Origin of the sequence: Staphylococcus sp. GDY8P57P, from assembly GCF_017892585.1 — a bacterium.
In the GTDB taxonomy this organism is placed as follows: domain Bacteria; phylum Bacillota; class Bacilli; order Staphylococcales; family Staphylococcaceae; genus Staphylococcus; species Staphylococcus borealis.
Genome location: NZ_JAESLK010000016.1, coordinates 1 through 19,262 on the forward strand (window position 1 = coordinate 1; position 19,262 = coordinate 19,262).

Genomic DNA, 19,262 nt, shown 5'->3' on the forward strand with positions numbered 1-19,262 from the left:
AGGAGTCTGGACTTGACTAAGAATTTAATCTTATTGATTTTTAAAAGAAAAAATATAAATAATTAAATAGATAATCAACATTGTAATCAAACTAATTATCCCTAAACATATGGGGAATTAATCTGTAGAAAAAATTTTGAAATATCTAGAAGAGTGATATATATCCATAAATAAATGAATACTTATACAAGAAATAATAACGCCTAGTATTCTACGTATAAATAAACTCAGACTTTTTTAAAGCCAATTTTAAATATAGAGTAGCTTATGATAATTAAAACTAATAAAAATGGTATATATTCAACCAATGACTGAATATGATAATCAGTATATAAACCTATAAGTTTTGATGGTAGTAAAGTTAGAATGATTGAAATGATTTCCATATTTAAATTCATTTATAAATACCCTTTCAAGTTTTATCTATGGCAAAATCGCAATCATTATCCCCTCTTAGATAAGAAGCATTAAAGTGAGCTTCCCCAAAAAAATGGTATTAGTATAGAAAAAAATAACACATCTAACTGTTCCAATAAATTAGATGTAGATTAATAACATAATCACTTATACAACGTTATAAAATCTAGTTACATTTGTGTTACTATATATTTAATTTACCGAATAATTTGAAAATTTTAACTAGAGGCGATAGATATGATGTTTGGTTATCAAGTGAATGAACATGTGACGTTAAAGATATTAGAAGAACGTGAAGCGGAGCAACTTTTCAAATTAGTAGATAGCAATCGTGAATATTTAGGCGAGTTCTTACCATTTGTAGAATATACAACTGAAGTTGAACATAGTAAGAAATTTATTCAGTCGGCACTAGAACAGTTTACGCGTGGTAACGGATTTCATTGCGGCATCTGGTATGACAAAGAACTTGTAGGGGTCATCGGCTTGCATTGTTTAGATCTTGTTAACAAACGTACGTCTATTGGTTACTATTTGGCAAAGCATTTTCAGAAAAAAGGGATTATGACGGCATGCACAAAGGTATTGATTCGCTACGTGTACGAAGAATTTGATATAAACCGTGTAGAAATTCAAATGTCGACGCGCAATCCGAAAAGTAGGGCCATACCTGAACGACTCGGCTTTACGCAAGAGGGTGTATTGAGAAGTAGTGAACGTCTACGTGGCGAGTTCTCAGATAGTTATGTGTATAGTCTATTACGTGAAGAGTTTGAAAATGTTAAAGCAGAGTGGTAAAAAAGAATATAAAAACGCTTAGCAGTTTGCATAAATAAAAACTGTTAAGCGTTTATAATTCTTTATTGTTCTACAATTTGAATTAAATTACCACATGTATCATCAAAAATGGCCATTTTAGCGCTACCCATTGTCGTCGGTTCAACGGTAAAATGCACACCTTTTTGCGTTAATGTGTCATACGTTTGTTGTACATTGTCCACGCCAAACATCGTAATAGGTATGTTGGCTTCGAATAGACGTTGCTGATAGTCACTTGCAATAGGATTGCCATTAGGTTCTAAGACAAATTGGGCACCTTCTGGTTGATTAGGGGACACTAAAGTGAGCCATCTAAACCCTTCGCCTACAGGTTCGTCAATTTTCTTTTCAAAGCCTAGAATATTTGTATAAAACTGTAAGGCTTCTTCTTGATTCTCTACAAAAATACTGTTCGCGATAATGTTCATACGTACCCCTTCAATTTATATAATATGGCGTTTAAATTAGTTGTCTTGTTTCAGAACGCGGGCCATTTCTTCAATTTTACCCGCATGTAATGGGACATGAATGGCATTTAATACTAATAATTCGTCGACTGTTTTACAACCAGCAATCGGTTGGTCTAATGCTTGAGATAATTGTTCATCAGTAAGTTGACGCACACGCTCTGGAATCGTTTTTAAGTCTTTTTTAATTTCTTCAATAGTTGGGACATCTTGTCCATCCCAGTTAGCAGGACTAGAACCATAACCAAATAATTTCGTATATTTGGCGATATCTACCGCATTTTGGCCACCCATCGATAAAGCTGAATCAAAGATTGTTAAGACATGGCCGAATTGCCAATGTAGTGTATTTGGAAATACATCATTGTCTTTATCTAATACTTCCTCAATGTTCCAATTATCATAAACGGACAGTAAGTAGTTCACACCAGTATCAATCACATCATAGACTGTTTTATTACTCATTTGCGTTTCCTCCCACTTGTTTAAAGAATTGACTATTAAGCGTCTACCCGTTAAACGTGCTTGTCAATCAAGTAATACGATAGTCTTATTAAAGAAAATGACTAAATGGCAGCGTATTTAATAGATGTTTTATTAGAAAAAATATATAAACTTCATATAAGAACTTAATAGGTTAACGAATCTTAGGTATATTTATAAAAAGGATAATGTTAAATCTAAAAAATTAGTTGTTAGATAAGAAAGTAAGAGGTGATAAAAAATGTGCGCAATTCAAGAGATTGATTGTCGTATTGAAGCATGGATAGCACATATTGCACGTAAGGTTGATATGATGTTGAATGATGTGGCGGTTGAAACAAAAAAGCATGATTTAGATTTAGTGACGAATATCGACAAAGAAGTTCAAGCTGATTTCACTAAGTTTATCGAAGAAAATTATCCAGAACATCAGATTATGGGTGAAGAAAAAAGTAATCATGAAGTTGATATGTACCGTGGCTATGCTTGGGCGATAGATCCCATTGATGGTACAACGAATCTTGTGAAACAACATAAAGATTATTGTTTAATAGTGAGTTTGTTCTACAATGGAGAGCCTTTATTAGCTTATACATATGAATTTTATCAACAGAAGTTATATAAAGCTGTAAGGGGTAAAGGTGTGACGGTTAATGGCGTGCCACTACGTGTAGACACGTATCATCATCTCAAAGATGCGTTGATTTCTATTGATCCGAAACGTGCGCATTCCGAGTTATTAAAGGCATTGATTTCAAAATCACATGGCTTTCGATTTATTGGTGCTGGTGGCATTGGTGCGTTGCGAACAATTACAGGGGGTTTCGGAGCAAGTATCGATATGGGTGCAAACCTGTGGGACATGAGTGCACAATTATTATATGCGAAAGAGTTAGGACTAATTGTGACAGACATTCAAGGCAACGCTATTGATTTAAATCACGTTAAGGGTGCAATTATTGCGCATCCAGATATTCATGAAGACATTATCAATATTATAAAAACGTATCAATAAAATAATCCTGCCACATACCGGTGCTTACGCGTAACGGTTGATGTGACAGGATTTTTATAATATTAGGAAAGTTTTGGCTTTGATCGCTCAATATCAAGCCTAAAATGTGTCATTGATTAAGGTTTAATCGCAAATGCACGTACTGGGAATCCAGGTGCATCTTTGGGTTTAGGACTCATTGCGTAAATGACCGCACCACGCGTTGGTAATTGGTCTAAATTCGTTAACAATTCAAGTTGGAATGTGTCTTGTCCAAGAATATAACGTTCTCCAACGATATCTCCATTTTTAGCAGTATCCACTGACGCATCTGTGTCGAATGTTTCATGTCCGATTGATTTCACACCACGTTCTTCGATTAAGAACTTCAAGGCATCTAAACCCCAACCTGGTAAATGTTGATTACCTTCAGCATCTTTATTTTCAAATTGTTCAATATCTGGCCAACGTTTTGACCAATCTGTACGTAAAGCGACAAACGTACCGTCTTCAATACGCCCGTGTTTCGCTTCCCATGCCTCTAAATGGTCACGTGTGACGATGAAGTCAGCATTTTCTGCAGCTTCTTTTGAAAAGTCTAACACAATAAGGGGCAATACTAATTCTTTTAAGTCTAAATCTTCCAAGTAACGTTTATTCTCAACAAAGTGAATAGGGGCATCAATGTGTGTGCCATATTGTGTGACAATATTCCAACGTTGCACGTAAAACCCATGTTCTTTAACGGTAAAGAGTGTCGAAACTTCACCTTTTTCAAATTCACTAAAGCGAGGTATTTCCGGGTCAAAGGTATGTGTTAAATCCACCCAAGTTGCTTCTTTCAGTTGATTTAGTTGGTTCCATAATGGATAGTTTGGCATGTTTCATACCTCCAATAGTAATAGTTATTCTATGTTGGTTTTGGCCGTGGCTGACTGAACTGCCGCATCGCTTTAAAAAAGCTTGCTTCAGTTCTAGTCAACTGTGCCGTGCCCGACTAAACATTCAAAGTCTCAATAGTTTAATAAAATTTGGCCGTGGCTGACTGAACTGACCCATCGCTTTAGAAAAGCTCGCTTCAGTTCTAGTCAACTGTGCCGGGGCTGTACGACGAAATCACAAGTGATTTCTGTACAGCTCCCTATGCGGGTTTGTTTTGGTTATTTGCTTCGCGTTTTTTACGAACGGTATTTACAAGTACAGTTAGAGCGTCTTTAACTTCTTCTTCTTTACGTGTTTTTAAGCCACAGTCAGGGTTAACCCAGAATAATGAACGGTCAATTTGTTGTAGAGAACGATCGATTGCTGTAGCAATTTCATCTTCAGTAGGGATACGTGGACTATGGATGTCATATACACCTAACCCAATACCTAAATCATAGTTGATATCTTCAAAGTCTTTGATTAAATCACCATGACTACGTGATGTTTCAATTGAAATAACATCAGCATCTAATTCATGGATGGCATGAATGATTTGACCAAATTGAGAATAACACATATGCGTATGAATTTGTGTTTCATCTTGGACTGATGAAGTTGCTAATTTGAATGAATTGACTGCATCAGCAAGATATTGTTCATGGTATTCAGAACGTAATGGTAAACCTTCACGTAAAGCTGGTTCGTCTACTTGGATGACTTTAATACCCGCTTCTTCTAACGCTAATACTTCTTCATCAATCGCTAGAGCAATTTGATCTTGAACGACTTTACGTGGCACATCGACACGTTCGAATGACCAGTTTAAGATCGTTACTGGACCAGTTAGCATACCTTTAACAGGTTTGTCAGTTAAACTTTGTGCATATACCGTTTCTTTGACTGTTAATGGCTCAGTCCATTTAACATCTCCGTAAATCACTGGTGGTTTAACAGCACGTGAACCGTACGATTGTACCCAGCCGAACTTAGTGACTAAGAAACCTTGTAGTTTTTCACCGAAGAATTCAACCATGTCATTACGTTCGAACTCACCATGAACGAGTACATCTAGACCGATATCTTCTTGAATTTTAATCCAACGTGCAATTTCACTTTCTAAGAAGTTATTATACGCTTCATCTGAGATACGTTTATTTTTCCAATCAGCACGATATTTACGTACTTCTTGAGTTTGTGGGAATGAACCAATCGTTGTTGTTGGTAAGTCAGGTAAGTGTAAACGTGCGTCTTGTGCTTTTTTACGTTCAGGGAAAGGTGACTTACGGCTTGTTGGTACGCTATCAAAATCATATTCAAGATTTTTGAATGATTGACTTTGGAAACGTTCATAACGTGTTTTGAATTCATCATATTTCGCACTGTCGTTATGATTAAATAGGCGACGTAGTGCGTCTAATTCGTCTAACTTTTCAGTAGCGAAACTTAAGCCATCTTCAATAGATTCATCTAATGTTTCATCATCTAATGATACTGGTACATGTAATAAAGATGATGACGGTTGGATAACGATATGTTTCGCATAGGCTTGTAATGATTCGATTAATTGTTTCTTAGCTTCGATATCTGCCGCCCAAACGTTACGGCCATCAATAATACCAGCATATAATGTTTTAGATGCGTCGAAGTCACCTGCTTGAATTTGTTGTAAGTTATAACCGTGATCATGTACAAAGTCTAATCCTAAGCCACCTACTGGTAATGAACTTAAGAATTTAACATTGGCACGCTCAAAGTAAGTTTGAATGACTAATTTGTCTGCTAAGCCTGCTGTATCAAAGTAGTTATAGGCTTCTCTTGTAATCGCTTCATAGGCTGCGCTCTCATCTGTTACTAATACTGGTTCATCCACTTGGATATAGTCTGCGCCAGCATCAACGAGTGCTTGAAGCACTTCTTTATATAATGGTAAAAGTGTTTGAACTTTCTCCTCGAAAGATTGATGACCACCTTTAGACAATTTCACAAACGTAATTGGTCCTACGATGACAGGATGCGCATTGACGTTAAGTGATTTGGCATAATTAAAGCGATCTAATAATACATTGTGATTCACTTTAGGTTCAACGTTATCCCATTCTGGCACGATATAATGGTAATTCGTATTGAACCATTTAATTAAAGCGCTCGCTACATGTTCTTTATTACCACGTGCAATATCAAATAATAAATCATCATTGACTTCGCGACCTTGGAAACGTTCAGGAATGATGTTGAATAGTAATGATGTATCGAGAATGTGGTCATATAGTGAGAAGTCACCGACAGGTACACTGTCTAAATTATAATGCTTTTGTAATAATAAATTTTCTCTGTGAAGATCACTTAACGTTTGATCTAATTCTGCTTTATCAATTTTTTTAGCCCAATAGTTTTCGATGGCTTTTTTCCACTCTCTTTTTCTACCTAATCTTGGGAATCCTAAATTTGAAGTTGTAATTGTTGTCATGATATTGCCTCCTTGTTTTGGGTAATTGCTTTAGAATACGCTGCGAGTTCTAATGAATAATCGACACGTTGGAACGGTGTGATGATGTATAAACCATTGAAGTACTCGTGTACTGTATCAATCAATTCTTTAGAGAGTCTCAAACTTAATGCTTTAGTTTTTTCTTTATCATCTTTTACTGCTTTAAATTGGCTTAAGACGTCTTCAGACATTTTAATGCCAGGCACTTCGTTATGTAGGAAAAGTGCGTTATTATAGCTTGCGATAGGCATGATACCTATAAATAGAGGGACATTCAGATGTTTCGTCGCCTCGTATACTTCTTTGATTTTTGCTTTACTGTATACAGGTTGCGTAATGAAGTAATTCATACCTGCAGCTACTTTTTTCTCAAGGCGTTTGACCGCACCGTCGAGTTTACGTACATTAGGGTCAAATGCACCAGCGATGTTGAAGTTTGTATGTTTCTTCAGCGCATCACCATCCGTGTTAATACCTTGATTGAATCTTAATGCTAATTCGGTTAATCCTTTTGAATTGACGTCATAGACATTTGTGGCACCGGGTAGATGACCTACCTTTGACGGGTCGCCTGTAATTGCTAAAATTTCGTTAACGCCGATAAGTGATAAGCCAAGTAGATGTGATTGCAAGCCGATTAAATTACGATCTCGACATGTAATATGTACGAGTGGCTCAATATCGTAACGTTGGCGTATAATACTTGCCGCTGCAATATTGCTAACACGCACGGTAGCTAGTGAATTATCAGCTAGTGTTACTGCATCAACTTTGGCCTCATCGAGTTTGCCGATATTTTCAAAGAAAAGATCTGTATCTAAATGCTTCGGTGTATCGAGTTCGACGATGACTGTCGGTCCATTTTTAACCTTTGTCGTTAAGTTATGTTTATACGTACGCGTCACTGCTCGATTCGTTTGGCGATTAATTGGAATTACTTTTTTATTGGTAACAGGCTTCAAATCTTTGACGGATGATTTGATATAAGCAATGTGTTGTGGTGTTGTGCCACAACAACCACCAATCAACCGTACACCTTCATTTATGAGTTCTTGCGCAACATCGCCAAAATATTGTGCGTTATCACTATATTTAAATTCACTATTCTCGATATCCAGTAAGCTCGCGTTCGGATAACATGATAGGTATGCGTTCTCTGGTAACGCAATATGTGAAAATGACCGTTGCATGTGATGTGGACCGTGATGACAATTAAGTCCTACAACATTGGCACCACAAGCAACTAATTGTTGTAACGCTTGATTAATTTCGGTTCCATCGACTAAGTAATTCGTATTTGAAGCGGTGAGTTGAGCAATGATTGGAATATCGTACTTACGACGCGTTGTTGTAACGATGTTCGTAAGTTCTTCTAAATCGTAGTAAGTCTCGAATAATAATCCATCAACACCTTCTTCAACGAGTGTATCGATTTGATTTTCAGCATGGTATTGAATGGTGGACAAAGGTAACTCCTCTTGTTGTAAACTTCTAAAACCACCTACCGTACCAAGTATGAAAGTGTCCGGTTGCGCTGCACGTTTCGCAATAGCTACAGCTGCTTTATGAATATCCTTCACTTTATGTTCTAAGCCAAAGCGTTTTAGCTTTTCGAAGTTCGCACCGTACGTATTCGTCTGGATGATATCAGCACCGGCCTCAATATAAGAACGATGTATTGACTCTACTTTCTCCGGATGTGTTAAGTTATATGCTTCTGGACATGTATCGAGTCCCTCTGAATAGAGGATTGTTCCCATTGCACCATCAGCTACTAAAACGTTGTTCTGTAATTGTTTCAATAATCGACTCATTGAAAGCCTCCTTTAATGCGTAGTTAAGGTCAGCAATTGATTCTTGAGGTTGTTCTAGACCTACGCTTAATCGGAATAAGCCAAAGGTAATGCCACGTTCATTTCGAACATCTTCAGGAACAGCAGCATGTGACATCGTGGCAGGATGAGATAAAATGGTCTCAACACCTCCGAGACTTACGGAAACGAGAGGTAACGTTAAGGCATCTACAAAATCTTGTGCCTTCGTTTCATCTTTTAATCGGAAACCGATGACGGCACCACCGCTGTTTGCTTGTGACAAGTGTAATGAACTGTTCCCTGGATAATATACTTCGGCAATTTCTTCTCTTTCATTTAAAAATGTGACAAGTTGCGCTGCATTAGCTGTTGATTGTTTAAAGCGAACGGGTAATGTTTTTAAATGTTTGGCTAACGTCCAACTATCATGTGCTGATAATGCAGTACCAGTCCCATTCTGTAAAAGATATAATGCATCTGCGACGTCTTTGCGATTTGTGATGGCAGCACCAGCGATAATATCACTGTGTCCACCTAAAAATTTAGTAGCTGAGTGAACAACAATATCAGCACCAAGTGCAAGTGGGGATTGACCCAATGGAGTCATGAATGTATTGTCCACTGCTAAAAGTAACTGATGACGTTTCGCAATCGATGCGACGGCACGTATATCTGTAATTTTGAAACACGGATTGGATGGTGTTTCAACGTAGATGAGTTTAGTGTTAGGTTGAATCGCTCGTTCAATTTCCTCAGGGTGTGTGGCATTAACTGTCGTAAATTGAATATTAAAGCGATTGAGAATTTGTTCGGTAAGTCTGAATGTACCGCCGTATACATCGTCAGGAAGAATCACATGATCATTTGCTTTTAGTGTTAATAGCACCGCTGATATTGCAGCAATACCTGACGCATATGCAAATGCGTAGTTGCCACCTTCAAGCTTTGCTAATTTCTCCTCAAGAAGTTGACGGTTGGGATTACCACTTCTGGCATAATCGAATTTTGCATTGCCACCCAGTACCTGTTGGTGAAATGTTGAAGAGTCATAAAGCGGTGGGTTAGCTGAATCGTAATCAACACCTCTATGTTCATCAAAAATAACTTCAGTTTCTTTTGATAAGGTCATGAAATCACTCCTACTTTAGAATTCTCCAGTGCGCGTAAAATATCTGACTCAATATCGTTATAATCCTCAATACCTATGGATAAGCGTATGAGATGTTCATCTATGCCACGTTTATCTTTTTCTTCATCAGGCATATCGACATGTGTTTGTGTGTATGGGAAAGTGATAAATGTTTCGGTTCCACCTAAACTTTCTGCAAAAATACAAATTTCTAAATTTTCCAAAAATTTAGCAACGCTAAAGTCTTTGTTTAGGCGTAAACTTAACATGCCCGTTTTTCCACTGTATAGAACTTCATCTATAGCATTTGAAACTTTACATCGTTTAGCTAATTTCTTAGCATTTGCTTCTGACCGTTGAATACGTAAATGTAGTGTTTTTAAACCACGTTGTAATAAATAACTATCAATAGGGGACAATGTTGCACCAATCATATTATGCAATTGTCCAAGTTGTTCGGCTAACGCTTCATCTTTCACTGTTACAACACCTGCGAGCACATCGTTGTGACCGCCAATGTATTTAGTTGCTGAATGAAGCACGATGTCTGCACCCTCCTCTAAAGGAGTAGATAGATACGGTGTTAAAAATGTATTATCGATAATTGTTAACAGATGATGCTTTTGACTCAAGATGTAATACGGTTCAACATCAATTTCAATCATTTGTGGATTCGAAATGGGTTCTATGAAAAGTGCTTTCGTATTTGGTGTAATACTGTCAACTACTTCCTGATAATTCAAAAAGTCGACATACTTAAATTTGATACCATATTGTTTTTCGTAAAAGTCAAATAATCTAAATGTACCACCGTATAAGTCGAAGGCGACTAATATCTCATCACCTGGTTGAAACAAGTTACAAATGAGTTGTACTGCAGCCATGCCACTTGACGTAGCAAACGAAGCAATACCACCTTCTAATTTCGCGAAGGATTCCTCAAATGCAGAACGTGTTGGGTTCTTAGTTCTTGTATAATCATAGCCTGTTGACTGACCAAGGTGAGGATGTTGATATGCGGTAGACAAATAAATCGGATTGGCTATTGCGCCAGTAACATCTTTAGTTAATGATATTTGTGCTAATTGTGTATCTTTCATGTCAAATCCTCCATTCATTTATAATCCAATAAAAAAAGCTTCCGTCCTTTAAACCCGATATGTATCGGATGTAAAGGACGAAAGCTTGTTTCGCGGTACCACCTTTGTTTATTACTTTATTGCTAAAGTAACCTCAAACAGTACGCCATTATGTGAATAACGTGTACTGAGATGGTAGACGCTAATCCATTCGTTATCTGAAACTTCGGATAAATGATAGTTCCCATTAAAAAACTCATTTAACTTGATTAAAATTAAATGAGTATTAACGATGAATAGCGACGTCTAGAATTCCAGTACGCCATTAAACAATAAATGTTAATACTGTATCGCTATAACGGGCGAACCCGTTGACACCTCGTATTGGCATCAACACTCAAAGGCCATTTTCAAACTTTCTTTCAATGTCTCTTCTCAGCTATGGAGACTCTCTGTATTAGCAGTGTAAGTTCTACTTTCCTTATTACAGTGTGTAATTTGTGTTTTTTTAAGTTAATTCATAGCTTACAGACCTAAGTCATATTTGTCAACAACTTTTCTGAAAATTAAGATTATAAAGTCAAATCAGAAAACGCTTAAAGCATTGATAACATCATAATATGCGCACATAAAAAATTATTTTTTTATTTCATCGACCTAATCTACTTGTTAAACCTATTCTATATTTTTTAAAATAGATAAGTGCTAATCAAATGCGTGTCGTAATAGTTATAATGAGAAGGTAAGTGGGTTTGTTGTAATCGCATTAAGCCTAGTACAAAGATAAAGTATTAAATGTTGATTGAAAGGGGTGAAAGATAGTGGATCACAAACAAGATGAACGATTGGCCTTAAGTCAAAATGAACAAATTCAAAACGTTGATATTTCTCAAATTAAAGCCAATCCATACCAACCTCGCAAAACCTTTGATGATGAAAAGTTAAGCGATTTAGCAACGTCAATACAGACACACGGTATTTTACAACCCATTGTATTACGCCAAACTGTACAAGGTTACTATATCGTGGTTGGTGAAAGGCGATTTAGAGCATCTCAATTAGCAGGGTTAACTGAAATACCAGCAATTATCAAAGAATTATCTGATTCGGACATGATGGAATTAGCGATTATCGAAAATTTACAACGAGAAGATCTTAATGCTATTGAAGAAGCGGAGAGCTATCAACGTTTGATGAAAGATTTAGGATTAACGCAACAAAAAGTAGCTGAGCGATTAGGTAAATCACGACCTTACATCGCTAATATGTTGAGATTGCTGAATTTGCCACAAGATGTTTCAAAGCAAGTCAAAGAAGGTGCTTTATCCGGTGCGCATGGACGGACATTATTAGGAATTAAAGATGTTAGTAAGATGAAGAAGATAAGTCAACAAGCAATACGTGAAAAGTGGAGCGTTAGGTATCTTGAACAAGTTGTAAATGAACTGCAAGACGGCCGGCAGTCTAAAGAAAGTAAAGAACCAACGCCAATGAAACCCAAATTCATTCAAAAACAAGAACGTCTATTAAAAGAAAAATTTGGCACCAAAGTAGAGATTTCAACGCGTAAAAATACAGGTAAAATAACATTTGAATTTAAATCAAAAGAAGCGTTTCAGCGACTCATTCAACAACTTAATGAAGATTAATGGTACATATCCAAATGTACTGTTAAAATGGGATCTTTGAGTTAGTGAGCAAAGTTATGTTACATTTTAAGCTTTAGAGAGAAAATAATATTGAAAGTAAAGCTTAAGACGGATACATATTGTGCAATAAATGCGTATAATAATTAAATTATAAAATAGTTAAATAGGGAGGTTGCTATTATATGAATCAGGTCAAAAATGTGTTGTCTTCATTATTTGAACCATTAACAAAGATAGAAACATATGAGAATTTAGCTATCAAAATAGCATTAATTCTCATATATATTATTGTTGCGTTGATTGTTATAGCAATATTAAACAAAGCAATTGAACAAGCGTTTAAAATACAAAACCGTAGTAGCAAAGGAAATAAAAAGCGTTCTCGAACATTAATTTCACTAGTTCAAAACGTAGTGAGTTATATCGTATGGTTTATTGTGATTACTACCATCTTAAGTAAATTTGGAATTAGTGTTGAAGGCATCATTGCGAGTGCTGGGGTCGTTGGTTTAGCTGTTGGTTTCGGTGCGCAAACCATCGTTAAAGATATTATTACAGGCTTCTTTATCATATTTGAAAATCAATTCGACGTTGGTGACTATGTTAAAATCAATAGCGGTGGTACAACTGTAGCAGAAGGAACTGTGAAATCTATCGGCTTAAGATCAACACGTATTAATACTATTACAGGTGAATTAACGATATTACCAAATGGTAGTATGGGCGAAATTACGAATTTCTCTATTACTAATGGATTCTCTATAGTAGAAATTCCAGTATCTGTGGAAGAAAATTTAGATAAAGTTGAAAAACGTCTAAATAAATTATTTACAGCAATGCGTAGTAAATACTACTTATTTATTACTGATCCAGTCGTGGAAGGTATTGATTCGTTAGATGAAACGAAAGTAACGTTTAGAATATCTGCCGAAACGATTCCTGGTGAAGGTGCATCTGGTTCAAGAATATTACGTAAAGAAATTCAAAGAGTGTTTGTCCAAGAAGGTATTAAATTACCACAACCAATTTACATTAAAAATAATAATCAACAAGGCAAATCTTAATTATTATTGAGGGGTAATTTCATGACGTCAAATTATGGAATAAATGATATAGTAGAGATGAAAAAGCAACATGCATGTGGAACTAATCGATTTAAAATCATTCGTATGGGTGCTGATATTCGTATCAAATGTGAGAATTGCCAACGAAGTATTATGATTCCACGTCAAACGTTCAATAAAAAAATAAAGAAAATATTAGTATCAAATCAAGATACTGAAAGTTAGGAGAATGATTAATGGCTTTAACAGCAGGGATTGTAGGCTTACCAAACGTAGGTAAATCTACCTTATTTAACGCAATAACAAAAGCGGGAGCATTAGCCGCTAACTATCCGTTCGCAACAATTGATCCAAACGTAGGTATCGTAGAAGTGCCAGACACACGTTTAAATAAATTAACAGAAATGGTTGAACCTAAAAAAACAATTCCAACGACATTTGAATTCACAGATATTGCAGGGATTGTAAAAGGTGCCTCTAAAGGTGAAGGTTTAGGAAACAAATTCCTTTCACATATCCGTGAAGTAGATGCGATATGCCAAGTTGTACGTGCGTTTGATGATGAAAACGTTACACACGTATCAGGTCGCGTCAACCCATTAGATGATATTGAAGTCATTAATATGGAGTTAGTATTAGCAGATTTAGAATCTGTCGAAAAACGTTTGCCTAGAATTGAAAAAATGGCACGTCAAAAAGATAAAACTGCTGAAATGGAAATTAGAATACTCTCTAGAATCAAAGAAGCACTTGAAAACGGTGACCCTGTACGTAGTATAGACTTCAATGATGAAGATCAAAAATACGTTAACCAAGCGCAACTACTAACATCTAAAAAAATGTTATATATTGCCAATGTCGGTGAAGATGAAATTGGTGACGAAGATAATGATAAAGTAAAAGCAATTCGTGAATATGCGGCGAAAGAAGATTCTGAAGTTATTGTTATTAGCGCGAAAATTGAAGAAGAAATTGCTACATTAGATGACGAAGATAGAGCGATGTTCCTTGAAGATTTAGGCATTGAAGAACCAGGATTAGATGTACTTATCAGAACAACATATGATTTATTAGGCTTATCAACATACTTTACTGCAGGTGTACAAGAAGTACGTGCTTGGACATTTAGACAAGGTATGACAGCACCACAATGTGCAGGTATTATTCATACTGACTTTGAACGTGGATTTATTCGTGCTGAAGTGACTAGTTATGATGACTATGTAGAACATGGTGGCGAACAAGGTGCTAAAGAAGCGGGTAAACAACGTTTAGAAGGTAAAGAATACATTATGCAAGATGGCGATATCGTGCATTTCAGATTTAACGTTTAATCATTTCTCAACGGATTATGTGAGTAAAATAAAAAGCAATGTAAGTTTCGCTTAGCTTAAGTGACAAGAGACTTACATTGCTTTTTTTATATCATTTGTTTCATTTATATCTTAAAAGAACGGTATAACTTTACTTGCTTCAATAATGTCTTTGGTGCTAAAAAACTGTTTACCTTCTCCAGTATAAGCAGGTTCAAGAATCATATTGGCTTTCGCACAGTATAACCATTCTGGATTGATACCGCAATTTAAGACTTCTTGAAATTCTTGAAAATCTTTATTCCAATCTAAATCTAATTGCATATTTTACACCTCGACTTCATTATAGAACAAGTGTTCGTAAAAATAAAGTGTTATGTATGCATTTTTAATCAATAAACCAATCAGCCGTAACATTGGCATCTAAGTAATTCGCATCAACATTTTGGTTTAACTCTGGTGCATAGTAACGATCAGTGTATTGCCATAATACTTTCTCTCTATTAGGTTCTTGCGTTTGATATGCTGCTAACCAATAACCATCATAAGCACTCACTGCATTAGGAACATTGTTAATCATAAAATTCTCATAAGAATAAAATAATATTTTTTTATTTCCAACAAGTTGTCGCATTTCATCTGCCCAAGCTTTTGTGGCAGTGTCAGCATCACCAGAAGTGATGGAATTTTGCTCAAAATCATTAACATAGAATGATGCTTTAGGTGCACGATTATAAAGCGTTTGTGCTTCATTTCGAGCGTCATCGGCATTTTCATACATGCTGTATGAGTACACACCAAATTTCATATTATTGTTATCTAGTAAAGTTGAATTGTTCTCTAAACATTTATCGACATATTCGGAGCCATATTGACCTCGAATAATAATAAAATCATAATCTTGTTTTAATTGTTTGACTTGGGCGTCAGTTAAGTTGCCTTGCCACTCTGAAATATCTAATACACGTTCACCATTTTGTGTGGTCACTGCTTTGGATTTTGATGAAAAGGTTGAACGATTACTTGTTGAAGCATCTTGTTGGTCGGGGTTATTTTCAAGATATTGTTGATATCCATACCCCATTGTCCCTTTTTGGCTACCTCCAGAATGCTCAGAAGCGTTTGCATTTAACGCACCTACAGAAGTCGCCATAATAGTTAAACATGCAATAGATGATGTTGCCTTTTTAAACATTTGAGCTCTCCTTTAGATATTATATTTTTTAGAAATAATACTATGTAAAATGCAGTTGTGATATTAGTATAAAAAGTTCTAATTCGCAACTTTATATAAGACGCGATTCATATATAAGAAAATTAAGTTATAGGCAATACAAAATAGTGAGGCGGAGGATACATAAAATATATTGTAAAAAGTAATACTCTGTGCTATAATTCTTGATTGTGAGTAATGAAAATTATTCCTTGCTTATCGTTAGTATTCGATAGGCCGCATAGACCACAAGGAGGTGCAAGTATAAAATGAGAACATATGAAATTATGTATGTCGTACGTCCAAACATTGAAGAAGATGCTAAAAAAGCACTTGTTGAACGCTTCAACGGTATCTTAGCTTCAGAAGGATCAGAAGTTTTAGAAGAAAAAGACTGGGGTAAACGCCGTCTTGCTTATGAAATTGAAGATTTCAAAGAAGGTTTCTATAACATCGTACGCATTAAAACTGATAACAACAAAGCTACAGACGAATTCCAACGTTTAGCTAAAATCAGTGACGATATCATCCGTTATATCGTTATCCGTGAAGACCAAGATAAGTAATAAAGTAATGGGGGCGTTTTAATGATAAACAGAGTTGTATTAGTAGGTCGTTTAACTAAAGATCCAGAATACAGAACCACTCCCTCAGGCGTAAGTGTAGCGACATTTACTCTAGCAGTTAATCGTACTTTCACGAATGCTCAAGGGGAACGCGAAGCTGACTTCATCAATGTCGTTGTGTTTAGAAGACAAGCAGAGAACGTGAATAATTATTTATTCAAAGGTAGTCTAGCTGGCGTTGATGGTCGCATACAATCACGCAGTTATGAAAATCAAGAAGGTCGTCGTATCTTTGTTACTGAAGTTGTAGCAGATAGTGTTCAATTCCTTGAACCTAAGAATGCGCATGGTGGCCAACGTAATCAAAGTAATAACAATGATTTCCAAGACTACGGTCAAGGATTTGGTGGTCAACAATCAGGACAAAATACGTCTTATAATAACAATAATGCATCAACTAATAAACAATCTGATAATCCATTTGCAAACGCAAACGGACCGATTGATATTAGTGATGATGACTTACCATTCTAATAACAAAATGAACGTATAAAAATTTATTCCAAAGGAGGTAATTAACCATGGCAGGTGGACCAAGAAGAGGCGGACGTCGTCGTAAAAAAGTATGCTATTTCACAGCAAATGGTATTACACACATTGACTATAAAGACACTGAATTATTAAAACGTTTTATCTCAGAACGCGGTAAAATTTTACCACGTCGTGTAACTGGTACTTCAGCTAAATATCAACGTATGTTGACTACAGCTATCAAACGTGCTCGTCATATGGCTTTATTACCATATGTTAAAGACGAAAACTAATATATAATTAGTGTTTAAACCCCGTAGGCTTAAAGCTTACGGGGTTATTTTTGTGCTTTGAATTGTAGAATATATCTAATGACTTTATAAAAGTACGTTTTTTTAATAGAATCTTCTTAATATCTTTGAGTGGAATTTGTACGTTAATCGAACCCTACAAGAAGGAAATTTCGAAAAAATTACATCTAACTACACAAAAAATCCGACTTCTTTATCGAAGTCGAATTTAATAATTTTAAATTATAAACGAATATCGATATCATCAATTTGTTGTTGATATTCTTTATATTTACTTTCGACTAACATTTGATAAGGCGTGTCGAAGAAGTCTGCAAGAATCATTGCATCTTTAAACTTAGGTTCGTGTTGGTGATTTTCCCATTCCCATAATTGATGGGATTCATAATGTGTACCATATTTTTCGTTAATTAATTCAGTTAATTCGTTAATTTCAAGATTTCGTTTAGTTCTTAAATTAAAAAGTGTATGTGAACTCATGAAACATAACCTCCTAAAATTCAAGTTTGAATTTAAATTATTTTTTCTTACTTTCCATGTTTATTTATTATAAGTAAGTTTTTTTAGTCTTTTATATATAACCTAAGTTATTTTACTATACTAGTCCTGTTCACAATAATTATCAAGTCTTTTAGCTGATAAATATTAATTATGTTATCTTTATTTCAAGAAATATAAATAAAGAGGGAATTTATAATGAAACTATTTGATTCGCATTTTCATATCATTGATTTTGATTATCCGGTTAAAGAGAATAATGGCTACATACCCCCATCATTTAAGGTTAATGATTATTTAAATCATACTAAGCCATTAAATGTTGTAGGAGGTGCAATTGTATCAGGGTCATTTCAAGGGTTCGATCAAGATTATTTAATAACGGCATTAGATCAACTTCAAGGTCAATTTGTTGGGATAACGCAGCTACCTGCATCGACCTCTGACGATGAAATTCTCCGATTAAATGATAAAGGGGTTAGAGGTATTCGATTTAATGTTAAGCGCGGTGGGTCTGAAGATATAGCGCTTATCAAGACGTTTGCGCAAAGGGTATATGATTTAGTTGATTGGCATACTGAAATTTATATTGAATCTAAACAATTAAAAGACTATCAAGAAATTATAAGCTCATTATCCCAAGTATCAATCGATCATCTCGGCTTGACTGTAGAGGGCTTTGAGGATTTAAAAACGTTAGTTAAACAAGGTGTTTATGTTAAAGCAACTGGATTTGGACGTATAGAGATAGATCCCATTAAAGCCATTGAGGAACTAATTGAAATTAACCCTGAGGCCATTATGTTTGGTACTGATTTGCCCTCTACTCGAGCAAAGCGTCCTTTTAGTGAACAAGATATTGAGTTAATTCAAAAGCATTTTGATGAAGAGACACAAGAGAAGATCTTTTATAAAAATGCATTAAAATTTTATAGAATTTAAGCGTAAAAATCGTATTTGTAGTAGAGAGTAAATAAGTGTTTATAAATTATCCATATTGCTTAAAGCGCAATTGGATATGAGTTTAATTAAAAATATAATAAAATTTAATTTTAATGTTTATTCATGTTGGCGTGTGGTATATATAAGAAGTATACAAAAATAGAAGATGTAAGGAGAGTTCTGAATATGGGCTTTATTGTTATGTTAATAGTCGGAGGATTAATCGGCTGGGTTGCCGGTATGATCATGGGTAAAGATATCCCAGGTGGTATCATCGGTAACATCATTGCTGGATTAATCGGTTCAGCAGTAGGTAGTAAATTATTAGGTACTTGGGGTCCTGTATGGGGCGGCGTACCAATCATTCCAGCACTAATCGGTGCAATTATTGTTATTTTCGTTGTTTCTTTAATTTTAAAAGCATTAAGAAAATAAGAGTAATATCTAAAACAGTCTGGGACATAAATAATATAATAATGCTATTTAGCAAGTTCGCAGTAGCTGACTGAACTGAGAAGGCGCTTAAATCAAGCTTTTCTCAGTTCTAGTCAGGGGCGCCAA

Annotated in this window: 21 protein-coding genes; 11 read left to right on the top strand and 10 right to left on the bottom strand. The window is 35.5% G+C overall.

The window, feature by feature from the left end; all coding sequences use genetic code 11:
* Positions 1-657: 657 nt before the first annotated feature.
* A complete protein-coding gene (locus tag KA878_RS04525; protein ID WP_193839923.1) occupies positions 658-1,215 on the top strand; it encodes a GNAT family N-acetyltransferase in 558 nt (185 codons plus the stop codon).
* A 62-nt stretch (positions 1,216-1,277) separates the two neighbouring features.
* On the opposite strand, the gene KA878_RS04530 is transcribed toward KA878_RS04525, so the two are convergent.
* Positions 1,278-1,664 carry a VOC family protein gene (locus KA878_RS04530; protein ID WP_193839786.1) on the bottom strand — a complete coding sequence of 129 codons (387 nt, stop codon included), beginning with the start codon at positions 1,662-1,664 and terminating at the stop codon, positions 1,278-1,280.
* A gap of 36 nt (positions 1,665-1,700) precedes the next feature.
* Positions 1,701-2,168: a bacillithiol transferase BstA gene (locus KA878_RS04535; RefSeq protein WP_193839785.1), complete on the bottom strand. Its 468-nt coding sequence runs from the start codon at positions 2,166-2,168 to the stop codon at positions 1,701-1,703.
* 259 nt (positions 2,169-2,427) lie between these two features.
* On the opposite strand from KA878_RS04535, the gene KA878_RS04540 reads away from it, so the two are divergent.
* A complete protein-coding gene (locus KA878_RS04540) occupies positions 2,428-3,201 on the top strand; it encodes an inositol monophosphatase family protein (RefSeq protein ID WP_193839784.1) in 774 nt (257 codons plus the stop codon).
* A 116-nt stretch (positions 3,202-3,317) separates the two neighbouring features.
* On the opposite strand, the gene KA878_RS04545 is transcribed toward KA878_RS04540, so the two are convergent.
* From KA878_RS04545 to KA878_RS04565, 5 genes are all read right to left on the bottom strand, one after another.
* On the bottom strand, positions 3,318-4,061 hold the full coding sequence (locus tag KA878_RS04545; RefSeq protein WP_075108894.1) for a cyclase family protein: 744 nt from the start codon (positions 4,059-4,061) through the stop codon (positions 3,318-3,320).
* A gap of 260 nt (positions 4,062-4,321) precedes the next feature.
* Entirely contained in the window at positions 4,322-6,571 is a 2,250-nt protein-coding gene (gene metE / locus KA878_RS04550; protein WP_193839783.1) for a 5-methyltetrahydropteroyltriglutamate--homocysteine S-methyltransferase, read from the bottom strand.
* Positions 6,568-8,406, bottom strand: a complete 1,839-nt coding sequence (locus KA878_RS04555; protein WP_193839782.1) for a bifunctional homocysteine S-methyltransferase/methylenetetrahydrofolate reductase — start codon at positions 8,404-8,406, stop codon at positions 6,568-6,570. Before KA878_RS04555 ends, metE begins: the two co-directional genes overlap by 4 nt.
* Positions 8,360-9,535, bottom strand: a complete 1,176-nt coding sequence (metC, locus tag KA878_RS04560; protein ID WP_193839781.1) for a cystathionine beta-lyase MetC — start codon at positions 9,533-9,535, stop codon at positions 8,360-8,362. The genes KA878_RS04555 and metC overlap by 47 nt, the downstream gene beginning before the upstream one ends.
* Complete coding sequence (locus KA878_RS04565; protein WP_193839780.1) at positions 9,532-10,635, bottom strand: PLP-dependent transferase; 1,104 nt, start codon at positions 10,633-10,635, stop codon at positions 9,532-9,534. Before KA878_RS04565 ends, metC begins: the two co-directional genes overlap by 4 nt.
* A gap of 800 nt (positions 10,636-11,435) precedes the next feature.
* On the opposite strand from KA878_RS04565, the gene KA878_RS04570 reads away from it, so the two are divergent.
* The 4 genes from KA878_RS04570 (at position 11,436) to ychF (ending at position 14,661) form a co-directional block, all read left to right on the top strand.
* A complete protein-coding gene (locus KA878_RS04570) occupies positions 11,436-12,263 on the top strand; it encodes a ParB/RepB/Spo0J family partition protein (RefSeq protein WP_053030278.1) in 828 nt (275 codons plus the stop codon).
* Positions 12,264-12,445: 182 nt separating this feature from the next.
* Positions 12,446-13,327: a mechanosensitive ion channel family protein gene (locus KA878_RS04575; protein ID WP_053030277.1), complete on the top strand. Its 882-nt coding sequence runs from the start codon at positions 12,446-12,448 to the stop codon at positions 13,325-13,327.
* A 21-nt stretch (positions 13,328-13,348) separates the two neighbouring features.
* Positions 13,349-13,552: a DUF951 domain-containing protein gene (locus tag KA878_RS04580; protein ID WP_075108899.1), complete on the top strand. Its 204-nt coding sequence runs from the start codon at positions 13,349-13,351 to the stop codon at positions 13,550-13,552.
* Positions 13,553-13,563: 11 nt separating this feature from the next.
* Positions 13,564-14,661 carry a redox-regulated ATPase YchF gene (gene ychF / locus KA878_RS04585; RefSeq protein ID WP_193839779.1) on the top strand — a complete coding sequence of 366 codons (1,098 nt, stop codon included), beginning with the start codon at positions 13,564-13,566 and terminating at the stop codon, positions 14,659-14,661.
* A gap of 111 nt (positions 14,662-14,772) precedes the next feature.
* Here the strand turns inward: ychF and KA878_RS04590 are convergent, their stop codons facing one another.
* The gene (locus KA878_RS04590) at positions 14,773-14,964 is read right to left on the bottom strand and encodes a hypothetical protein (RefSeq protein ID WP_011276869.1); all 192 of its coding nucleotides are present in this window, start codon (positions 14,962-14,964) and stop codon (positions 14,773-14,775) included.
* A 64-nt stretch (positions 14,965-15,028) separates the two neighbouring features.
* Positions 15,029-15,835, bottom strand: a complete 807-nt coding sequence (locus KA878_RS04595; RefSeq protein ID WP_193839778.1) for a glycoside hydrolase family 25 protein — start codon at positions 15,833-15,835, stop codon at positions 15,029-15,031.
* A gap of 287 nt (positions 15,836-16,122) precedes the next feature.
* Here KA878_RS04595 and rpsF point away from each other — a divergent pair, with 287 nt between their 5' ends.
* Genes rpsF through rpsR form a run of 3 tightly spaced genes read left to right on the top strand, consistent with a single transcriptional unit; the run spans position 16,123 to position 17,243 of the window.
* Entirely contained in the window at positions 16,123-16,419 is a 297-nt protein-coding gene (gene rpsF / locus KA878_RS04600; RefSeq protein ID WP_053030273.1) for a 30S ribosomal protein S6, read from the top strand.
* 21 nt (positions 16,420-16,440) lie between these two features.
* A complete protein-coding gene (gene ssb, locus KA878_RS04605) occupies positions 16,441-16,953 on the top strand; it encodes a single-stranded DNA-binding protein (protein ID WP_053030272.1) in 513 nt (170 codons plus the stop codon).
* A 47-nt stretch (positions 16,954-17,000) separates the two neighbouring features.
* Positions 17,001-17,243 carry a 30S ribosomal protein S18 gene (rpsR, locus tag KA878_RS04610; RefSeq protein WP_002447994.1) on the top strand — a complete coding sequence of 81 codons (243 nt, stop codon included), beginning with the start codon at positions 17,001-17,003 and terminating at the stop codon, positions 17,241-17,243.
* Positions 17,244-17,483: 240 nt separating this feature from the next.
* Here the strand turns inward: rpsR and KA878_RS04615 are convergent, their stop codons facing one another.
* Positions 17,484-17,741 carry an XRE family transcriptional regulator gene (locus KA878_RS04615; protein ID WP_193839777.1) on the bottom strand — a complete coding sequence of 86 codons (258 nt, stop codon included), beginning with the start codon at positions 17,739-17,741 and terminating at the stop codon, positions 17,484-17,486.
* Positions 17,742-17,957: 216 nt separating this feature from the next.
* Here KA878_RS04615 and KA878_RS04620 point away from each other — a divergent pair, with 216 nt between their 5' ends.
* Positions 17,958-18,701 carry an amidohydrolase family protein gene (locus tag KA878_RS04620; RefSeq protein ID WP_193839776.1) on the top strand — a complete coding sequence of 248 codons (744 nt, stop codon included), beginning with the start codon at positions 17,958-17,960 and terminating at the stop codon, positions 18,699-18,701.
* Between the two features lie 186 nt (positions 18,702-18,887).
* A complete protein-coding gene (locus KA878_RS04625) occupies positions 18,888-19,136 on the top strand; it encodes a GlsB/YeaQ/YmgE family stress response membrane protein (RefSeq protein ID WP_011276862.1) in 249 nt (82 codons plus the stop codon).
* Positions 19,137-19,262 lie beyond the last annotated feature (126 nt).